Source organism: Escherichia sp. KTE96, assembly GCF_000408525.1.
Lineage (GTDB): Bacteria > Pseudomonadota > Gammaproteobacteria > Enterobacterales > Enterobacteriaceae > Escherichia > Escherichia marmotae.
On record NZ_KE137147.1, the window covers coordinates 426,833 to 443,372 of the forward strand.

Below are 16,540 nucleotides of genomic sequence, written 5' to 3' on the forward strand. Positions count from 1 at the left end.
AGATAATACGTATGTTTGATCAATTTTCGAGGCGATAACCAGCCATAAAAAAGCGCAAAGTAGAACAGGAATTATTCTCACGAAAGAAATCCATTACCATCTCTTTATCCAGCCCATAACGCCGCGTCAGAATGCCTGCTTCCCAGGCGCTAAGCTGACGATCGCCGGTCTTTTCATACATCCGGTGCGAGTAGCCTAATACAAAACCGCGTTTATAATCGGCGCAGAATTTCGTCACATTAACCGCACTGTCGGCATGTGTTGCTTTTAATCCCGCCATTAAGCCTTTACCAAAATGGTTATTCATAATTTATCTCCAATCGCTATATACAAATCTATATAGCGATATTTTAGGCAAAGTACGACTTTTACGCACGCTATTTTTTCCTGTATGTGAAAGACGTTATCCAGTAAGAGATAAACGCATCAAGAGAGATATTTGTCGAACCATTTCAGCGTTCTTTGCCAGGCAAGATCGGCGGCAGATTTGTCATAACGGGGAGTGGAATCATTATGGAATCCGTGATTAACCCCCGGATAAATATACGCCTCATAGACCTTATTATTAGCTTTCAACGCTGCCTCATAAGCGGGCCAGCCTTCGTTAATTCGCGTGTCCAGTTCGGCGTAGTGGAGCAGTAAAGGCGCTTCAATTTTCGCCACATCGGCGGCCAGAGCCTGGCGACCATAAAACGGCACCGCGCAGGCCAGTTCCGGATATGCCACCGCTGCCGCGTTCGATACCCCACCGCCATAGCAAAATCCGGTTATACCTACCTTGCCAGTGGCTTGCGGATAGCGTTGCATAAACTCAATCGCGGCAAAGAAGTCATTCATCAGTTTGGTTGGATCGACCTGCTGTTGCAGCTCGCGGCCTTTGTCATCGTTCCCGGGATAGCCGCCAACGGAACTTAAACCGTCAGGAGCGAGGGCAATATATCCTGCCTTCGCCACTCGCCGCGCCACATCTTCGATATACGGATTCAGCCCGCGATTCTCATGCACCACCACTACGGCTGGCGTTTTGCTGTTCATCTTCGAAGGTTTCACCAGATAGCCGCGCACCTCACCATGACCATTTGGCGAAGGATACGTGATGTACTCCGCAACAATATCCGGATCGGTAAACTCCACCTGGGTCGCCCATGCGTAATTTGGCCTGAGCAAATCAAACAATGCTAATGCCGTCATCCCGCCCACTGCATACTTCGCCGCAATATTGAGGAACTCACGTTTCGATATTTTCCCGTGAGCGTAATAGTCGTAGTAGTCCAGCAACTCTTGTGGGAAATCTTTAGCGGTCAGACGCGGCATCGTTTCACTCCTCAACTGGTGTTTTTTTTAAGCAAAGCATAAGCACGTGTTTTTGCCCAGTTTTTCGTCACACTGTGAGCGATGCTACGGGATCTCCCCTGGCAAATCGCTAGACTAGAAACATCGTTTCGAAATTGAACAGTGGAAAGGAGATGTCATGGTCTGGTTAGCGAATCCCGAGCGTTACGAGCAGATGCAGTACCGCTATTGCGGAAAAAGCGGTTTACGTCTGCCCGCGTTATCGCTCGGTTTGTGGCACAATTTTGGTCACGTCAACGCGCTGGAGTCACAGCGTGCGATCCTGCGTAAAGCCTTTGATTTGGGCATTACGCACTTTGATTTAGCCAACAACTACGGCCCGCCTCCTGGCAGTGCGGAAGAGAACTTTGGCCGTCTGCTGCGGGAAGATTTTGCCGCTTATCGTGACGAGTTAATCATCTCCACCAAAGCTGGCTACGATATGTGGCCCGGCCCGTATGGCTCTGGCGGGTCGCGTAAATACCTGCTCGCCAGCCTCGACCAAAGCCTGAAACGTATGGGGCTGGAGTATGTCGATATCTTTTACTCTCATCGCGTCGATGAAAATACGCCGATGGAAGAAACCGCGTCGGCGCTGGCCCATGCGGTGCAAAGTGGTAAGGCTCTGTATGTCGGGATATCGTCTTACTCGCCAGAGCGAACGCAAAAAATGGTCGAGTTGCTACACGAGTGGAAAATTCCGCTGCTAATTCACCAACCTTCGTACAATTTACTGAACCGCTGGGTGGATAAAAGCGGTCTGCTGGATACCCTGGAAAATAACGGTGTGGGCTGCATTGCCTTCACTCCGCTCGCCCAGGGATTGTTAACCGGAAAATATCTCAACGGTATTCCTGAAGATTCTCGGATGCATCGTGAAGGGCACAAAGTTCGCGGCCTGACGCCGAAAATGCTTACCAACGCCAACCTCAACAGTCTGCGTTTATTAAATGAAATGGCACAGCAGCGTGGTCAATCTATGGCTCAAATGGCATTAAGCTGGTTGCTGAAAGATGATCGAGTGACGTCGGTATTGATTGGTGCCAGCCGTCCGGAGCAACTGGAGGAGAACGTACAGGCGCTAAATAATCTGCTGTTTAGTGCCGAAGAACTGGCGCAGATTGACCAACATATCGCTGATGGCGAACTAAATCTGTGGCAGACATCTTCCGATAAATAACGTGTTAATACCGGGCGCGAGAACCGCGCCCGAATAAGATCAGTGATTATGACGGGTGAGTCGGTCAAGATAGCCCATCACAAATGCAGAGAGCACAAACGTCAGATGGATAATGACGTACCACATCAGTTTGTTATCCGGGACATTTTTCGCATCCATAAAGACGCGCAGTAAGTGAATGGAAGAGATTGCCACAATCGACGCCGCCACTTTATTTTTCAGCGACGTAGCATCCATTTTCCCCAGCCAGTTCAGCTTCTCTTTGTTCTCGGAGATATCTAACTGCGAGACAAAATTCTCATAACCGGAAAACATTACCATCACCAGCAAACCGCCAACCAGCGTCATATCTACCAGCGACAGTAACACGAGGATCAAATCAGATTCCGCTATCGAGAAGATATTCGGCAATACGTGAATAATCTCCTGAAAGAACTTCAGCGCCAGAGCAACCAGCGCCAGCGAAAGGCCAAAGTACACGGGGGCAAGCAGCCAGCGAGAAGCATACATTGCATTTTCAAGAAAACGTTCCATACATTCCTGTCGTGTAGTTAAAACGGGCAACAGTATATCGTAATTGAGTAAACAGCACGCAACAGCAAATCAACATATACGTTAATCCTTTGTCGCATAAATCCGACGTTTAGGGATCTTCCTGGTTACCTTATTAACCAGGAAGCGATTCCATTGTTGCCGAAAGGCTCCGGTATCATAACCACTTCGTCAATCCAGGCGTATCAGCCAAGCCCACACTTGCTGGATTATGCTGCAACGAAAACGGCGATTCTTAACTACAGCCGTGGTCTGGCGAAACAGGTCGCGGAGAAAGGGATACGTCACTGCGGAAGTGCACGGCGTGTGCGGCGGTGAGCATTTAGGCTGAAAAAATGCCCGGTTGTGAGAAGCGACCGGGCATCATTGTGCTTTTAACTCTTGCCTGATGCGGCGAAAAAACCTCATCAGGCCTGCAAACTCATGAAAATTCAAAACGTTGCAATAGATTTTGTAGGCCGGATAAGACGCGCCAGCGTCGCATCAGGCATTGAGCACCGAATGTCGGATGCGGCATGAACGCCTTATCCGGCCTACAAATTCATGCAAATTCAATATATTGCGATAGAGTCTGTAGGCCTGATAAGCGCAGCGCATCAGGCAATTCTGCGTTACTTCGCTTTGGCAGTTTCTTCGCCAACCAGACCTATCTTCAGGTAACCCGCCTGATGCAGCGTATCCATTACCTTCATCAACGTCTCGTAATCGACGGTTTTGTCCGCGCGGAAGAAGATGGTGGTATCTTTCTTACCTTCGGTTAACGCATTCAGTGCCGTAACCATCGTTTCATCGGTGACAGGATCGTTACCGATGAACATCGAGTTATCCGCCTTCACCGACAGATAAACCGGTTTTTCCGGGCGCGGCTGCGGCGTGCTGGTAGAAGCAGGCAAGTTCACCTTCACATCTACCGTCGCTAACGGTGCCGCCACCATAAAGATAATCAGCAGAACCAACATCACGTCGATAAACGGCGTCACGTTGATGTCGTGCATTTCGCCGTTATCGTCGAGGTTTTCGTTAAGATGCATTGCCATCGGACATTATCCTGCGCGTAATTTTTGTGCGACACGAACCGGATGCGCAGCGGCGCTGGCTTCCAGATCCAGATCACGGCTTTGCAGCAACAGCACCTGCGCTGCGACATCACCCAGCATCGCTTTAAAGCCGCCAATCTGACGTGCGAATACGTTATAGATAACAACCGCCGGAATTGCTGCCACCAGACCGATTGCCGTTGCCAGCAGCGCTTCTGCGATGCCCGGTGCAACAACTGCCAGGTTGGTAGTCTGCGTTTGCGCAATACCGATAAAGCTGTTCATGATGCCCCAGACTGTACCAAACAGCCCCACAAACGGCGAAATCGCGCCGATGGTTGCAAGGTAGCCGTTACCGCGCCCCATTTGACGCCCCACTGCGGCGACCCGACGTTCAAGACGGAAACTGGTGCGCTCTTTAATACCGTCGTTATCGTCGCTGCCTTCTGACAGTTCCAGCTCGTTCTGCGCTTCATTGAGCAAATGCAGACTTAAGCTTTTGCTACCAAAATCAGCGGCGATATCGTTGGCCTGGTTTAAGGAGCGAGCTTCAGCCAGCAGTTGCTGTTCACGCTTCAGGCGACGCTTCTGGTTGAAGAACTCAACGCTCTTGCTGAAGAAGATTGCCCAGGTGACTACGGAGGCCAGAATCAGCCCAATCATCACGCACTTAACGACAATATCGGCGTGCTGATACATACCCCAGACGGAAAGATCCGTCTGCATTAAATTATTACCCACTGTGTATCTCCAGGACGCAAGTCACAAAATCTGCGCACAATAATATCAAAACGACGTCGAATTGATAGTCGTTCTCATTACTATTTGCATACTGCCGTACCTTTGCTTTCTTTTCTTTGCGTTTACGCAGTAAAAAAGTCACCAGCACGCCATTTGCGAAAATTTTCTGCTTTATGCCAATTCTTCAGGATGCGCCCACTATTATTCATGCTAGTTTAGACATCCAGACGTATAAAAACAGGAATCCCAACATGGCAAACAAACAACTTGATACTCAACTGGTCAATGCAGGACGCAGCAAAAAATATACCCTTGGCGCGGTAAATAGCGTGATTCAGCGCGCCTCTTCGCTGGTCTTTGATAGTGTGGAAGCAAAAAAACACGCGACGCGTAATCGTGCCAATGGTGAATTATTCTATGGCCGCCGCGGAACGTTAACGCACTTCTCATTGCAAGAAGCGATGTGTGAACTGGAAGGTGGCGCAGGCTGCGTGCTGTTTCCTTGCGGGGCGGCAGCCGTTGCCAATTCCATTCTCGCCTTTGTCGAACAAGGCGATCATGTGTTGATGACCAACACAGCCTACGAACCGAGTCAGGATTTTTGTAGCAAAATCCTCAGCAAATTGGGCGTAACGACATCGTGGTTTGATCCGCTGATTGGCGCGAATATCGTTAAACATCTGCGGCCAAATACCAAAGTGGTATTTCTGGAATCGCCAGGTTCCATCACTATGGAAGTGCATGATGTTCCGGCGATTGTCGCCGCCGTGCGCAGCGTGGTGCCAGATGCCATCATTATGATTGATAACACCTGGGCTGCCGGAGTGCTGTTCAAAGCCCTTGATTTTGGTATCGATATTTCCATTCAGGCCGCCACCAAATATCTTGTGGGTCACTCAGATGCGATGATCGGCACCGCGGTGTGCAATGCCCGTTGTTGGGAGCAACTGCGGGAGAACTCTTATCTGATGGGGCAGATGGTCGATGCCGATACCGCCTATATGACCAGCCGTGGCTTGCGCACTTTAGGCGTGCGTCTGCGTCAGCATCATGAAAGCAGTCTGAAAGTTGCGGAATGGCTGGCAGCGCATCCGCTGGTTGAGCGGGTTAACCACCCTGCTCTGCCGGAAAGTAAAGGCCATGAGTTCTGGAAACGAGACTTTACAGGTAGCAGCGGACTATTTTCCTTTGTGCTGAAGAAAAAACTCAACGACGAAGAACTGGCGAACTATCTGGATAACTTCAGTTTATTTAGCATGGCCTACTCGTGGGGCGGCTATGAATCGTTGATCCTTGCGAATCAGCCGGAACATATCGTAGCCATCCGCCCACAAGGAAAGATTGATTTCAGCGGCACGTTGATTCGCCTGCATATTGGTCTGGAAAACGTCGACGATCTGATTGCCGATCTGGACGCGGGCTTTGCACGAATTGTGTAACATTGCCAAATTTGGACAATTTTGCAGACATTTAATTGTGATTAGTCTTAAATTGTTGCGTCCGGGATCAAGGCGTCCCGGACGATTCAGGAGTACAATAGGCAAATAAAGGCTTAAACGCTGTTCCACAGGAAAGTCCATGGCTGTTATTCAAGACATTATCGCTGCGCTCTGGCAACACGACTTTGCCGCGCTGGCGGATCCTCATATTGTTAGCGTTGTTTACTTTGTCATGTTTGCCACGCTGTTTTTAGAAAACGGCCTGTTGCCCGCCTCGTTTTTGCCAGGCGACAGCTTGTTAATACTGGCTGGCGCACTGATTGCCCAGGGGGTTATGGATTTTCTGCCAACAATCGCGATTCTGACTGCCGCAGCCAGTCTGGGCTGCTGGTTAAGTTATATTCAGGGACGTTGGTTAGGTAATACCAAAACGGTGAAAGGCTGGCTGGCGCAGCTTCCGGCTAAATATCATCAACGCGCCACCTGTATGTTTGACCGCCACGGTTTGCTGGCTCTGCTGGCTGGGCGTTTTCTCGCATTTGTCCGCACGCTGCTGCCAACAATGGCGGGGATTTCCGGTCTGCCAAACCGTCGCTTCCAGTTTTTCAACTGGCTAAGTGGACTGCTGTGGGTCAGCGTGGTGACCAGTTTTGGTTACGCCTTAAGCATGATCCCGTTCGTTAAACGCCATGAAGATCAAGTGATGACGTTTCTGATGATCCTGCCAATTGCCCTGTTAACCGCAGGCCTGTTAGGCACGCTGTTTGTGGTAATTAAAAAAAAATACGGTAACGCCTGACATTTTCCTCTGTTCCCGGCAGTAATGCCGGGAACGCATTTAACTCCCCTGCATCGCCCGCATTCTTGCTGCATCTTCACCCGGCGTCACACCGAAGTAACGTTTAAATTCGCGGCTGAACTGTGATGCACTTTCATAACCTACACGCATCGCTGCCGCACTGGCTTTCATGCCATCGTGGATGATCATCATTCGCGCCTTATGCAGCCGGTAGTTCTTCAAATACTGCAAAGGCGAGGTGCTGGTGACAGATTTAAAATTATGATGGAAGGCAGAAACACTCATATTGGCTTCTGCCGCGAGTTGCTCGACGCTTAGATTTTCGGTGTACTTATTCTCAATACGTTTCAGCACGCGGCTAATCAGACTGAAATGCGTCTGGCGACTGACCAGCGCCAGTAATGCTCCGCCGCAAGGTCCGGTCAGCACGTAGTAAAGAATTTCGCGGATGATCTGCTTGCCGAGAATGCGCGCATCCAGCGGTCGCTCCATCACATCCAGTAACCGCTCCGCCGCACATAAAATCTCTTCTGACAGCGTGGCGGAGTTTATGCCGCTGGCTGCCATCGACGGTTGAAAATGTTCATCCTCGCCAATGTCCATCAACAGTTCCTGTAACTGCAAAATATCAACATTGAGACGTAAGCCCGCTAATGGCACCTCCGGCGTAGCGTAAGTTTCGCACTCAAAGGGTAATGGCACCGTCAGTAGCAGATATTCATTGGCATCATAACGAAACACTCGTTCATTGATATAACCGATTTTATGCCCGGAAAAGAGAATTATGATGCCTGGCTCGTACATTACCGGCGTACGTGCCCCGGGATTCTCGCCAAACAGCAAGCACACATCAGGCAACAGTTCTGACAAACTATTTTCTTTATTTTTCAGATTATTAATTTTATCTGTCAGCAGTCGGCAAATCTCTTCACGTTTCATATTGTGTAATTTCTTAGGATTAATGCGGCAATTTGATTGTGCGCAATTTTGTACTATTTCTCCAGCACTCTGGAGAAATAGGCAAGACATTGGCAGAAATGAGCATTGAGAGCCACGGCGCTGGCGACCACAATGACAAACATCAGGCAGACTGATCTCTGCCCTCATATTGGCCCAGCAAAGAGAGCAAGTAATGAACAACTTTAATCTGCATACCCCAACCCGCATTCTGTTTGGTAAAGGCGCTATCGCCGGTTTACGCGAGCAAATCCCTCACGATGCCCGCATATTGATTACTTACGGCGGCGGTAGCGTTAAAAAAACCGGCGTTCTGGATCAAGTACTGGATTCCCTGAAAGGCATGGACGTGCTGGAGTTTGGCGGTATCGAACCAAACCCGACTTATGAAACGCTGATGAACGCCGTGAAACTGGTTCGCGAACAGAAAGTGACTTTCCTGCTGGCGGTTGGTGGCGGTTCCGTACTGGACGGCACCAAGTTTATCGCCGCAGCAGCAAATTATCCTGAGAATGTCGATCCGTGGCACATCCTGCAAACGGGTGGTAAAGAGATTAAAAGTGCCATCCCAATGGGCTGCGTGCTGACGCTGCCAGCGACCGGTTCAGAATCCAACGCAGGTGCGGTGATCTCTCGCAAAACCACCGGTGACAAACAGGCGTTTCATTCTGCCCACGTTCAGCCGGTATTTGCCGTGCTCGATCCGGTTTATACCTACACCCTGCCGCCGCGCCAGGTGGCTAATGGCGTAGTGGACGCCTTTGTACACACCGTAGAACAGTATGTTACCAAACCGGTTGATGCCAAAATTCAGGATCGCTTCGCAGAAGGTATTTTGCTGACGCTTCTCGAAGATGGCCCGAAAGCCCTGAAAGAGCCAGAAAACTACGATGTGCGCGCGAACGTCATGTGGGCAGCGACTCAGGCACTGAACGGTTTGATTGGCGCGGGCGTACCGCAGGACTGGGCAACGCATATGCTGGGCCACGAACTGACTGCTATGCACGGCCTGGATCACGCGCAAACGCTGGCTATCGTCCTGCCTGCGCTATGGAATGAAAAACGCGACACCAAGCGCGCGAAACTGCTGCAATACGCTGAACGTGTCTGGAACATCACCGAAGGTTCCGATGACGAGCGTATTGACGCCGCAATTGCCGCTACCCGCAACTTCTTCGAGCAATTAGGCGTGCCGACGCGCCTGTCCGACTACGGTCTGGACGGCAGTTCTATCCCGGCATTACTGAAGAAGCTGGAAGAACACGGCATGACCCAACTGGGCGAAAATCATGATATTACGCTGGATGTCAGCCGTCGCATTTACGAAGCAGCCCGTTAAGCTTTTTCCTCCTCAAACTTTCGTTTTTGGGTATTTCGTCCAGACTTAAGTTCACAACACCTCACCGGAGCCTGCTCCGGTGAGTTCATATAAGGAGGAACATATGACTAATCCAACCGTTATTAAGCTACAGGATGGCAATGTCATGCCCCAGTTGGGACTGGGCGTCTGGCAAGCAAGTAATGAGGAGGTAATCACCGCGATTCAAAAAGCCCTGGAAGTGGGATATCGCTCGATTGATACCGCCGCGGCCTATAAAAACGAAGAAGGCGTCGGCAAGGCACTGAAAAATGCCGCACTTGCCAGAGAAGAGTTGTTCATCACTACCAAACTGTGGAACGACGACCACAAGCGTCCCCGTGAAGCCCTGCTGGACAGCCTGAAAAAACTCCAGCTTGATTATATCGATCTCTACTTAATGCACTGGCCCGTTCCCGCTATCGACCATTATGTCGAAGCATGGAAGGGAATGATCGAGCTGCAAAAAGAGGGGTTAATCAAAAGCATCGGCGTCTGTAACTTCCAGATCCACCATTTGCAACGTCTGATTGATGAAACTGGCGTGCCCCCCGTGATTAATCAGATCGAACTTCATCCGCTGATGCAGCAACGCCAGCTTCACGCCTGGAACGCTACGCACAAAATTCAGACCGAATCCTGGAGCCCGTTAGCGCAAGGCGGAAAAGGTGTCTTTGACCAGAAAATCATTCGCGATCTGGCGGATAAATACGGCAAAACTCCAGCACAGATTGTCATCCGCTGGCATCTGGATAACGGCCTGGTGGTGATCCCAAAATCAGTCACACCTTCACGCATTGCCGAAAACTTTAATGTCTGGGATTTCCGTCTCGACAAAGACGAACTTGGTGAAATCGCGAAACTCGATCAAGGTAAACGCCTCGGTCCCGATCCCGACCAGTTCGGCGGCTAACGCACAAATTCTCCCGGTGGCGGTAATGTTCCGCTACCGGACTTTTCAGAAATCATTTATTCCCCTCGCCTCCCGCCCGTTGTTACTCTCCTCCGTTCAGAAATGCCACATTTAAGGACATCATCATGCGGAGCTGGAAGCTCTTAAAGCAACAAAGCATCTACAATATGGATAAACGCGACGGTGAGGTAAAAAACAGATGAGACAAATACTTCTTCTGTTTTTGGCTGTTTTTGCAAGCTTCACGACTCAGGCACAATCACCATCGCTAACCGCTGAACAAACAGTTCGCCTGATTTATCAAAACTATAAATCGGATGCCAGTGCGCCTTATTTCGGTGCAACAGGAGAGCAGGCAATAACATCTGAACGCATACAAAAGGTGCTAACCCTGAATGATAATCTCACTCTACCGGGCAATATTGGCTGGCTGGATTACGATCCGATTTGTGACTGTCAGGATTTTGGCGATCTGGTGTTAGAAAGCGTAGCGATTACCCAAATAGACGCCGACCACGCGGATGCCGTTGTGCGCTTTCGTGCCTTCAAAGACGATAAAGAAAAGACCACACAAACGCTGAAAATGGTGGCCGAAAATGATCGTTGGGTCATTGACGATATTGCCAGCAATCATGGTAGCGTCTGGCAGGCAGTTAATAGCGAGAATGAAAAAATCCTGGCAACGCTGGCATCGCTGCAAAAAGAACAGCCAGAAGCTTTTGTCAGTGAACTATTTGAGCATATTGCCGATTATAGCTGGCCCTGGACGTGGGTTGTTTCCGACACTTATCGTCAGGCCGTTAATGCCTTCTATAAAACTACCTTCAAAACTGACAGCAACCCCGATGAAGATATGCAAATCGAGCGGCAATTTATTTACGATAATCCGATCTGTTTTGGCGAAGAAACGCTATTTTCTCGCATTAATGAAATCCGTGTACTGGAGAAAACCGCTGATTCCGCCCGCATCCATGTTCGTATTGCGCTGACCAATGGCAACAGCGAAGAGCAGGATTTGGTTTTACAGCGGCGCGAAGGGCTGTGGGAAATTGCAGATTTCATCCGTCCGAATAGCGGAAGTTTGCTTAAACAGATTGAAGCGAAGACTGCGGCCAGATTAAAGCAGTGAGTTGAATAGGAATAATAAATAAAAGGGAACACTATATGAAAACGATTTTCACCGTGGGAGCTGTTGTTCTGGCGACCAGCTTACTAAGTGGCTGCGTCAATGAACAAAAGGTCAGTCAACTGGCGGGTAATGTACAAACATTAAATGCCAAAATCGCCCGACTTGAGCAGGATATAAAAGCATTACGCCCGCAGATCTACGCCGCCAAATCCGAAGCTAACAGAGCCAATACACGCCTTGATGCGCAAGACTATTTTGATTGCCTGCGCTGCTTGCGTATGTATGCGGAATGATAAAAATATCCCCGGTAGCAATTCTGCTACCGGGGATAATTAACTTAACGACCAACAGCCACTTTTGGGCGTTTCTTCGCCCCGGCATTCACCGGGCGAGATTGCGCGGGCGGCGCTTTCTTTGCTCCGGCAGGTGTCTGGCGCTGGGTCGCCATTGGCGTATGTTTGGTCAACGCCGGACGGGTATTGCGGTTCTGGCGACGGGCCTCGCGCATCTCTTCAATGGTTGGCGCTGGCACTAAGCAATCGCGACGACTGCCAATCAGATGCTTTTTACCCATCGCTTCCAACGCCTGGCGGATTAACGGCCAGTTTGCCGGATCGTGGTAACGCAATAACGCTTTATGCAAACGTCGCTGCTTGTCGCCCTTCGGTACGAAGACGTCTTCGCTCTTATAACCAATCTTCGCCAGCGGGTTTTTGCCGGTGTAATACATGGTGGTCGAGTTAGCCAACGGCGACGGATAGAAGTTCTGCACCTGGTCGAGACGGAAGCGGTGTTTTTTCAGCCACAGCGCCAGGTTCACCATATCTTCATCACGCGTACCGGGGTGTGCGGAGATGAAATACGGGATCAGATACTGCTCTTTGCCTGCCTGTTTCGAGTAGGTGTCGAACAGCTCTTTAAAGCGGTCATAGCTACCCATGCCCGGCTTCATCATCTTCGACAGTGGCCCTTCTTCGGTATGTTCCGGCGCAATCTTCAGATAACCACCGACGTGATGGGTCGCCAACTCTTTGATGTAGCGCGGATCTTCTACGGCGATGTCATAGCGCACGCCGGAGGCGATCAGGATCTTTTTAATGCCTTTCAGATCGCGGGCACGGCGATAGAGATTGATCGTCGGCTCGTGGTTAGTGTCCATATGCGGACAAATATCCGGATACACACACGACAAGCGGCGGCAGGTCTGCTCGGCGCGTGGCGATTTGCAGCGCAACATATACATGTTGGCCGTTGGCCCGCCGAGATCGGAAATCACGCCCGTAAAGCCCGGAACGGTATCGCGGATCGCTTCAATCTCATTAATGATCGAGTCTTCCGAACGGCTCTGAATAATGCGCCCTTCATGCTCGGTAATAGAACAGAAAGAACAGCCGCCAAAGCAGCCACGCATAATATTGACCGAGAAACGGATCATTTCGTAAGCCGGAATACGGGCATTACCGTAAGCCGGATGCGGCACGCGCTTGTACGGCAACGCAAAGACGCTGTCCATCTCTTCGGTAGAAAGCGGAATGGCTGGCGGGTTGATCCACACATAGCGGTCGCCATGTTTTTGCATCAGCGCACGAGCGCAGCCTGGGTTGGTTTCGTGGTGCAGAATACGCGAAGCATGTGCGTACAGCACTTTATCGCCCTTCACTTTCTCGAATGAAGGCAACAACACGTAGGTTTTTTCCCACGGTTTCGGACGCGGCGGCTGCACAGTAACGACTTTCGCTTCCTGTTTTTTCGGTGTCACCGGTTTGTTATCCGCGCACGGCAAATCTTCACCATACGGATGCGGAATCGGGTCAATTTTCCCGGGAGTGTCGAGACGAGTAGAATCCACGCCACTCCAGCCAGGTAGCGCTTCTTTCACGATAATCGCGGTATTACGTACATCGCGGATTTCACTAATCGGCTCGCCCATCGCCAGACGATGCGCCACTTCCACCAGCGGACGCTCACCGTTACCGAACATCAGCATGTCGGCTTTGGAATCTACCAGCACCGAACGGCGCACGGTGTCAGACCAGTAATCATAATGCGCGGTACGACGCAGGCTGGCCTCGATACCACCGAGGATCACCGGTACATCTTTCCATGCTTCTTTACAACGCTGGGTATAAACCAGTGTCGCGCGATCCGGACGCTTACCCGCGACATTATCCGGGGTGTAAGCATCGTCATGACGTAAACGACGATCGGCAGTGTAACGGTTGATCATCGAGTCCATGTTGCCTGCGGTCACGCCGAAAAACAGATTCGGTTTTCCCAGACGCATAAAGTCATCTTTGCTGCTCCAGTCCGGCTGGGCGATGATCCCGACACGAAAGCCTTGCGCTTCCAGCATACGACCGCAAATCGCCATCCCGAAGCTCGGGTGATCAACATACGCGTCGCCAGTAACCAAAATGATGTCGCAGCTATCCCAGCCAAGTTGATCCATCTCTTCACGAGACATCGGCAAAAACGGTGCCGGTCCAAAACAGGCGGCCCAGTACTGCGGCCAGGAGAACAGGTCGCGATCCGGTTGGATCAGGGAGATAGAGCTCATTTTGCTTCCAGAAATGGTAAAAAAATAATCAAAGGCCGGGGATTATAAGCCGGAACGAAAGAGAAATCGAAAGGTATTCCATACTCGCCCTCCTCGGGCGAGTATGGAGATTAAGGCACCGGATTAACCAGCAGTTGCCCGATGGAACCGCGATCCGCCATTTCCAGCGTCTGGCTATTAAAGTAGAACGGGAAGTGCGCCCAGGAAGGCTGACCGAAATAGACAAGCAGTTCCACTTGCCCATCAACCCATACGGTGTCTTTCCAGCCTCTGTCTTCCGGGAATGGCATCGCACCGTTCACGTTACGGATCTGGAACATCACGCCTTCAATATGGAATGATTGCGGCTCATCTGCCCGCACCGTCCAGCGTTCCCACGTACCTTGCTGCGCGGTGACATCAATACGATTGACGTCCCACAACTGCCCGTTGATGCCAGGATCGTCACCCAGGCTAATATCACGGCTGCGAATCGGAGAGCCGGCCATTATTTCGGTCGGTAACAAACGCATCGGCAGGCTGTCTGTCACCAGCGGCAGAAGACCGGTCGGGCGCAGCGTCAGCACCAGCGTGGAAACCAGAATGCTGGATGGCTCAAAGAAGCCACGAATACGATCAACAATGCTCGCCGCTTCACCACAGGTGATCGACACTTCATCACCGTTGCTCATATCCACCAGAATCTCACGACGCTCGCCCGGTGCCAGCGAAAGCTGTTTCACCGACACGGGTGCAGGCAGGAACCCCTGGTCGCCAGAAATCACGTGCAACGGACGTCCGTCACTCATCTGTAATTGATAACGACGGGAGTTCGACGCGTTCAATAAACGCAGGCGCACCCAACCACGCGAAACTTCAACATACGGGCTTTGTACGCCATTGACCAGTAGCGTATCGCCAACAAAACCGCCGCTTCCCGGCTCGTTGTATTCCGGCGTGCCAAAGTTATCCAGCCGTTTATCCTGGATAATGACCGGAAAATCATCCACTCCATAATGATTAGGGATTGGCAGCGACTTGCTGACTTCATCTTCCACCAGCCACATCCCGGCAAGGCCGTTATAAACCTGCTGTGCCGTGCGGTTCGGTGTGTTGGCGTGATACCACAGGGTCGCGGCGCTCTGACGAATTGGCAGCACAGGTGCCCAGTCAGCATTTGGCGACATCATGCGTGCAGGCCCCCCCATCAGCGGGCCTGGCACCTGTAGCCCGGCGACTGTCATTGAGACATTTTCTGTCAGTCGGTTGCTGTAAATCAGCTTAACATCATCGCCCTTCCAGACGCGGATAGTCGGCCCAAGGTAGCGACCATTGATACCCCAAACCGACGCGCGCGTTCCTGGCGTAAATGACCAGTGCGCACGTTGTACTGTCATAAACAGCGGTTGCCCACGGCGAGATTCAAGCAGCGGCGGAACGGGCAGCGGTTGCTGTTGCCCGGCTGCGCTTGCCTTCAGGGGGACTGCTCCTGCACACAGTGCAATCCCCGATGCCTGAATGAACTGACGCCGACTGAGTGACATATTTGCTCCATGTAAAACTGGCTAAAGTAATACCGTGCAGGAAAACATTCCCGCAAAAACAGACTGCCGACTTAAACTTTTCCGGCGGCTTCGCGCTCTGCGACTTCTTTATCGAGCTCGGCTATTTTTTGTTCCATTATCGAACGACAATGGGCAGCCAGCTCGCGAACCTGATCTTTACCATATTGACTGACGTCAATTGGCGGCAGCATTTCTACGATCACTAAACCATTATTCAGTCGGTTAAGATTAATCTTATTCGAAGTTGTGGAAACACACACGGGAATAATGGGGACGCCTGCCGCAATCGCCGCATGAAATGCCCCTGTTTTAAACGGCAGCAGGCCACGACCACGGCTGCGCGTTCCTTCCGGGAACATCCAGATGGAAATACGGCGTTTTTTGAAGTGATTCACCACTTCCGCGATAGTGCCGTGCGCTTTAGTACGATTGTTTCTGTCGATCAATAAGTTGCCAGTTAACCAGTACAACTGACCAAAAAAGGGGATCCACAGCAAACTCTTTTTACCCACAGTGACTGTCGGTGGCTGCACGATATTCGATGCCGTCACCATGTCATAGTTGTTCTGGTGGTTAGCGATATAGATAGCATTACCATAACTTTCAGCATCAGCGGGTTTGCGACACTCAACTTTAAGGCCGAACAGCGGCGCAAGACGACCAAACATATGCCCAAAGGTGGCCACATGCTTCGGATTTCTCGGGCTGAACAGACAGTAAATGGAGCCGAAAACACAGACTAACAAGCTGTAAATCACGGTAATAATAAGACGAAAGATATATAGCATAACACCCTCTGAAGATCTGAGAGACTGGCATTGTACGTCACCTGAAATCAGGTTAGGGCATTGTTAAAAGCCGCTCTCTGGAAAAGCGTATTGTTAATCGCAACGCATGAATAAACAACGGTTTCAAGGGAATTTTTATCGTTTCCTGGGGCTGATTACGCTGCCGGATGACGACTTAACGTTCCATCCGGCAGTCCTTGCAAACGGGAGAAAGC

Annotated in this window: 16 protein-coding genes and 1 pseudogene; 8 read left to right on the forward strand and 9 right to left on the reverse strand. The window is 50.7% G+C overall.

The features are described from left to right. Positions 1 to 19 precede the first annotated feature (19 nt). Both yghW and yghX read right to left on the reverse strand, forming a co-directional pair. The gene (gene yghW, locus A1WG_RS16215) at positions 20 to 307 is read right to left on the reverse strand and encodes a DUF2623 family protein YghW (RefSeq protein WP_001059136.1); all 288 of its coding nucleotides are present in this window, start codon (positions 305 to 307) and stop codon (positions 20 to 22) included. Between the two features lie 119 nt (positions 308 to 426). Beyond that, positions 427 to 1,314, reverse strand: a complete 888-nt coding sequence (gene yghX, locus A1WG_RS16210) for a YghX family hydrolase (protein WP_001517100.1) — start codon at positions 1,312 to 1,314, stop codon at positions 427 to 429. Positions 1,315 to 1,471: 157 nt separating this feature from the next. Between yghX and gpr the strand changes: the two genes are divergently transcribed. Further along, entirely contained in the window at positions 1,472 to 2,512 is a 1,041-nt protein-coding gene (gene gpr / locus A1WG_RS16205; protein WP_001517101.1) for an L-glyceraldehyde 3-phosphate reductase, read from the forward strand. A 39-nt stretch (positions 2,513 to 2,551) separates the two neighbouring features. Here gpr and A1WG_RS16200 read toward each other — a convergent pair whose 3' ends face one another. Next, a complete protein-coding gene (locus A1WG_RS16200; protein ID WP_001517102.1) occupies positions 2,552 to 3,046 on the reverse strand; it encodes a TIGR00645 family protein in 495 nt (164 codons plus the stop codon). A gap of 126 nt (positions 3,047 to 3,172) precedes the next feature. On the opposite strand from A1WG_RS16200, the pseudogene A1WG_RS22980 reads away from it, so the two are divergent. Next, positions 3,173 to 3,349: pseudogene (locus A1WG_RS22980) on the forward strand (SDR family oxidoreductase); the annotation flags it as partial. 326 nt (positions 3,350 to 3,675) lie between these two features. On the opposite strand, the gene exbD reads toward A1WG_RS22980, so the two are convergent. Next, entirely contained in the window at positions 3,676 to 4,101 is a 426-nt protein-coding gene (gene exbD, locus A1WG_RS16195; protein ID WP_001240714.1) for a TonB system transport protein ExbD, read from the reverse strand. A 6-nt stretch (positions 4,102 to 4,107) separates the two neighbouring features. Then, a complete protein-coding gene (exbB, locus tag A1WG_RS16190) occupies positions 4,108 to 4,842 on the reverse strand; it encodes a tol-pal system-associated acyl-CoA thioesterase (protein ID WP_000527841.1) in 735 nt (244 codons plus the stop codon). Positions 4,843 to 5,093: 251 nt separating this feature from the next. Here exbB and metC point away from each other — a divergent pair, with 251 nt between their 5' ends. Both metC and yghB read left to right on the forward strand, forming a co-directional pair. Beyond that, entirely contained in the window at positions 5,094 to 6,281 is a 1,188-nt protein-coding gene (gene metC / locus A1WG_RS16185) for a cystathionine beta-lyase (protein ID WP_001517103.1), read from the forward strand. A 139-nt stretch (positions 6,282 to 6,420) separates the two neighbouring features. Next, positions 6,421 to 7,080, forward strand: a complete 660-nt coding sequence (gene yghB, locus A1WG_RS16180) for a DedA family general envelope maintenance protein YghB (RefSeq protein WP_000268420.1) — start codon at positions 6,421 to 6,423, stop codon at positions 7,078 to 7,080. 39 nt (positions 7,081 to 7,119) lie between these two features. Here yghB and yqhC read toward each other — a convergent pair whose 3' ends face one another. Next, positions 7,120 to 8,019 (reverse strand): DNA-binding transcriptional regulator YqhC, encoded by a 900-nt coding sequence (gene yqhC, locus A1WG_RS16175; protein ID WP_001517104.1) that lies wholly within the window; start codon positions 8,017 to 8,019, stop codon positions 7,120 to 7,122. A 193-nt stretch (positions 8,020 to 8,212) separates the two neighbouring features. Here yqhC and yqhD point away from each other — a divergent pair, with 193 nt between their 5' ends. From yqhD to yqhH, 4 genes are all read left to right on the forward strand, one after another. After that, the gene (yqhD, locus tag A1WG_RS16170; RefSeq protein WP_001058791.1) at positions 8,213 to 9,376 is read left to right on the forward strand and encodes an alcohol dehydrogenase; all 1,164 of its coding nucleotides are present in this window, start codon (positions 8,213 to 8,215) and stop codon (positions 9,374 to 9,376) included. Positions 9,377 to 9,479: 103 nt separating this feature from the next. Next, positions 9,480 to 10,307 carry a 2,5-didehydrogluconate reductase DkgA gene (gene dkgA, locus A1WG_RS16165; protein ID WP_000184343.1) on the forward strand — a complete coding sequence of 276 codons (828 nt, stop codon included), beginning with the start codon at positions 9,480 to 9,482 and terminating at the stop codon, positions 10,305 to 10,307. A gap of 199 nt (positions 10,308 to 10,506) precedes the next feature. After that, positions 10,507 to 11,436 (forward strand): YqhG/Tai3 family protein, encoded by a 930-nt coding sequence (locus A1WG_RS16160; RefSeq protein ID WP_001248952.1) that lies wholly within the window; start codon positions 10,507 to 10,509, stop codon positions 11,434 to 11,436. 35 nt (positions 11,437 to 11,471) lie between these two features. Then, the gene (yqhH, locus tag A1WG_RS16155) at positions 11,472 to 11,729 is read left to right on the forward strand and encodes a lipoprotein YqhH (protein WP_001517105.1); all 258 of its coding nucleotides are present in this window, start codon (positions 11,472 to 11,474) and stop codon (positions 11,727 to 11,729) included. Between the two features lie 44 nt (positions 11,730 to 11,773). Here yqhH and A1WG_RS16150 read toward each other — a convergent pair whose 3' ends face one another. The 3 genes from A1WG_RS16150 to plsC form a co-directional block, all read right to left on the reverse strand. After that, a complete protein-coding gene (locus tag A1WG_RS16150; protein WP_001517106.1) occupies positions 11,774 to 13,993 on the reverse strand; it encodes a YgiQ family radical SAM protein in 2,220 nt (739 codons plus the stop codon). 110 nt (positions 13,994 to 14,103) lie between these two features. Then, on the reverse strand, positions 14,104 to 15,516 hold the full coding sequence (gene ftsP, locus A1WG_RS16145) for a cell division protein FtsP (RefSeq protein ID WP_001517107.1): 1,413 nt from the start codon (positions 15,514 to 15,516) through the stop codon (positions 14,104 to 14,106). Positions 15,517 to 15,587: 71 nt separating this feature from the next. After that, positions 15,588 to 16,325, reverse strand: a complete 738-nt coding sequence (gene plsC / locus A1WG_RS16140) for a 1-acylglycerol-3-phosphate O-acyltransferase (protein ID WP_000965727.1) — start codon at positions 16,323 to 16,325, stop codon at positions 15,588 to 15,590. Positions 16,326 to 16,540 lie beyond the last annotated feature (215 nt).

Coding starts and splice junctions, on each gene's coding strand:
- yqhD (WP_001058791.1), top strand. CDS start 8,213: ATGAACAACTTTAATCTGCATACCCCAACCCGCATTCTGTTTGGTAAA.
- yghX (WP_001517100.1), bottom strand. CDS start 1,314: ATGCCGCGTCTGACCGCTAAAGATTTCCCACAAGAGTTGCTGGACTAC.
- yghB (WP_000268420.1), top strand. CDS start 6,421: ATGGCTGTTATTCAAGACATTATCGCTGCGCTCTGGCAACACGACTTT.
- gpr (WP_001517101.1), top strand. CDS start 1,472: ATGGTCTGGTTAGCGAATCCCGAGCGTTACGAGCAGATGCAGTACCGC.
- A1WG_RS16200 (WP_001517102.1), bottom strand. CDS start 3,046: ATGGAACGTTTTCTTGAAAATGCAATGTATGCTTCTCGCTGGCTGCTT.
- plsC (WP_000965727.1), bottom strand. CDS start 16,325: ATGCTATATATCTTTCGTCTTATTATTACCGTGATTTACAGCTTGTTA.
- yghW (WP_001059136.1), bottom strand. CDS start 307: ATGAATAACCATTTTGGTAAAGGCTTAATGGCGGGATTAAAAGCAACA.
- metC (WP_001517103.1), top strand. CDS start 5,094: ATGGCAAACAAACAACTTGATACTCAACTGGTCAATGCAGGACGCAGC.
- A1WG_RS16160 (WP_001248952.1), top strand. CDS start 10,507: ATGAGACAAATACTTCTTCTGTTTTTGGCTGTTTTTGCAAGCTTCACG.
- dkgA (WP_000184343.1), top strand. CDS start 9,480: ATGACTAATCCAACCGTTATTAAGCTACAGGATGGCAATGTCATGCCC.
- yqhC (WP_001517104.1), bottom strand. CDS start 8,019: ATGAAACGTGAAGAGATTTGCCGACTGCTGACAGATAAAATTAATAAT.
- yqhH (WP_001517105.1), top strand. CDS start 11,472: ATGAAAACGATTTTCACCGTGGGAGCTGTTGTTCTGGCGACCAGCTTA.
- A1WG_RS16150 (WP_001517106.1), bottom strand. CDS start 13,993: ATGAGCTCTATCTCCCTGATCCAACCGGATCGCGACCTGTTCTCCTGG.
- exbD (WP_001240714.1), bottom strand. CDS start 4,101: ATGGCAATGCATCTTAACGAAAACCTCGACGATAACGGCGAAATGCAC.
- ftsP (WP_001517107.1), bottom strand. CDS start 15,516: ATGTCACTCAGTCGGCGTCAGTTCATTCAGGCATCGGGGATTGCACTG.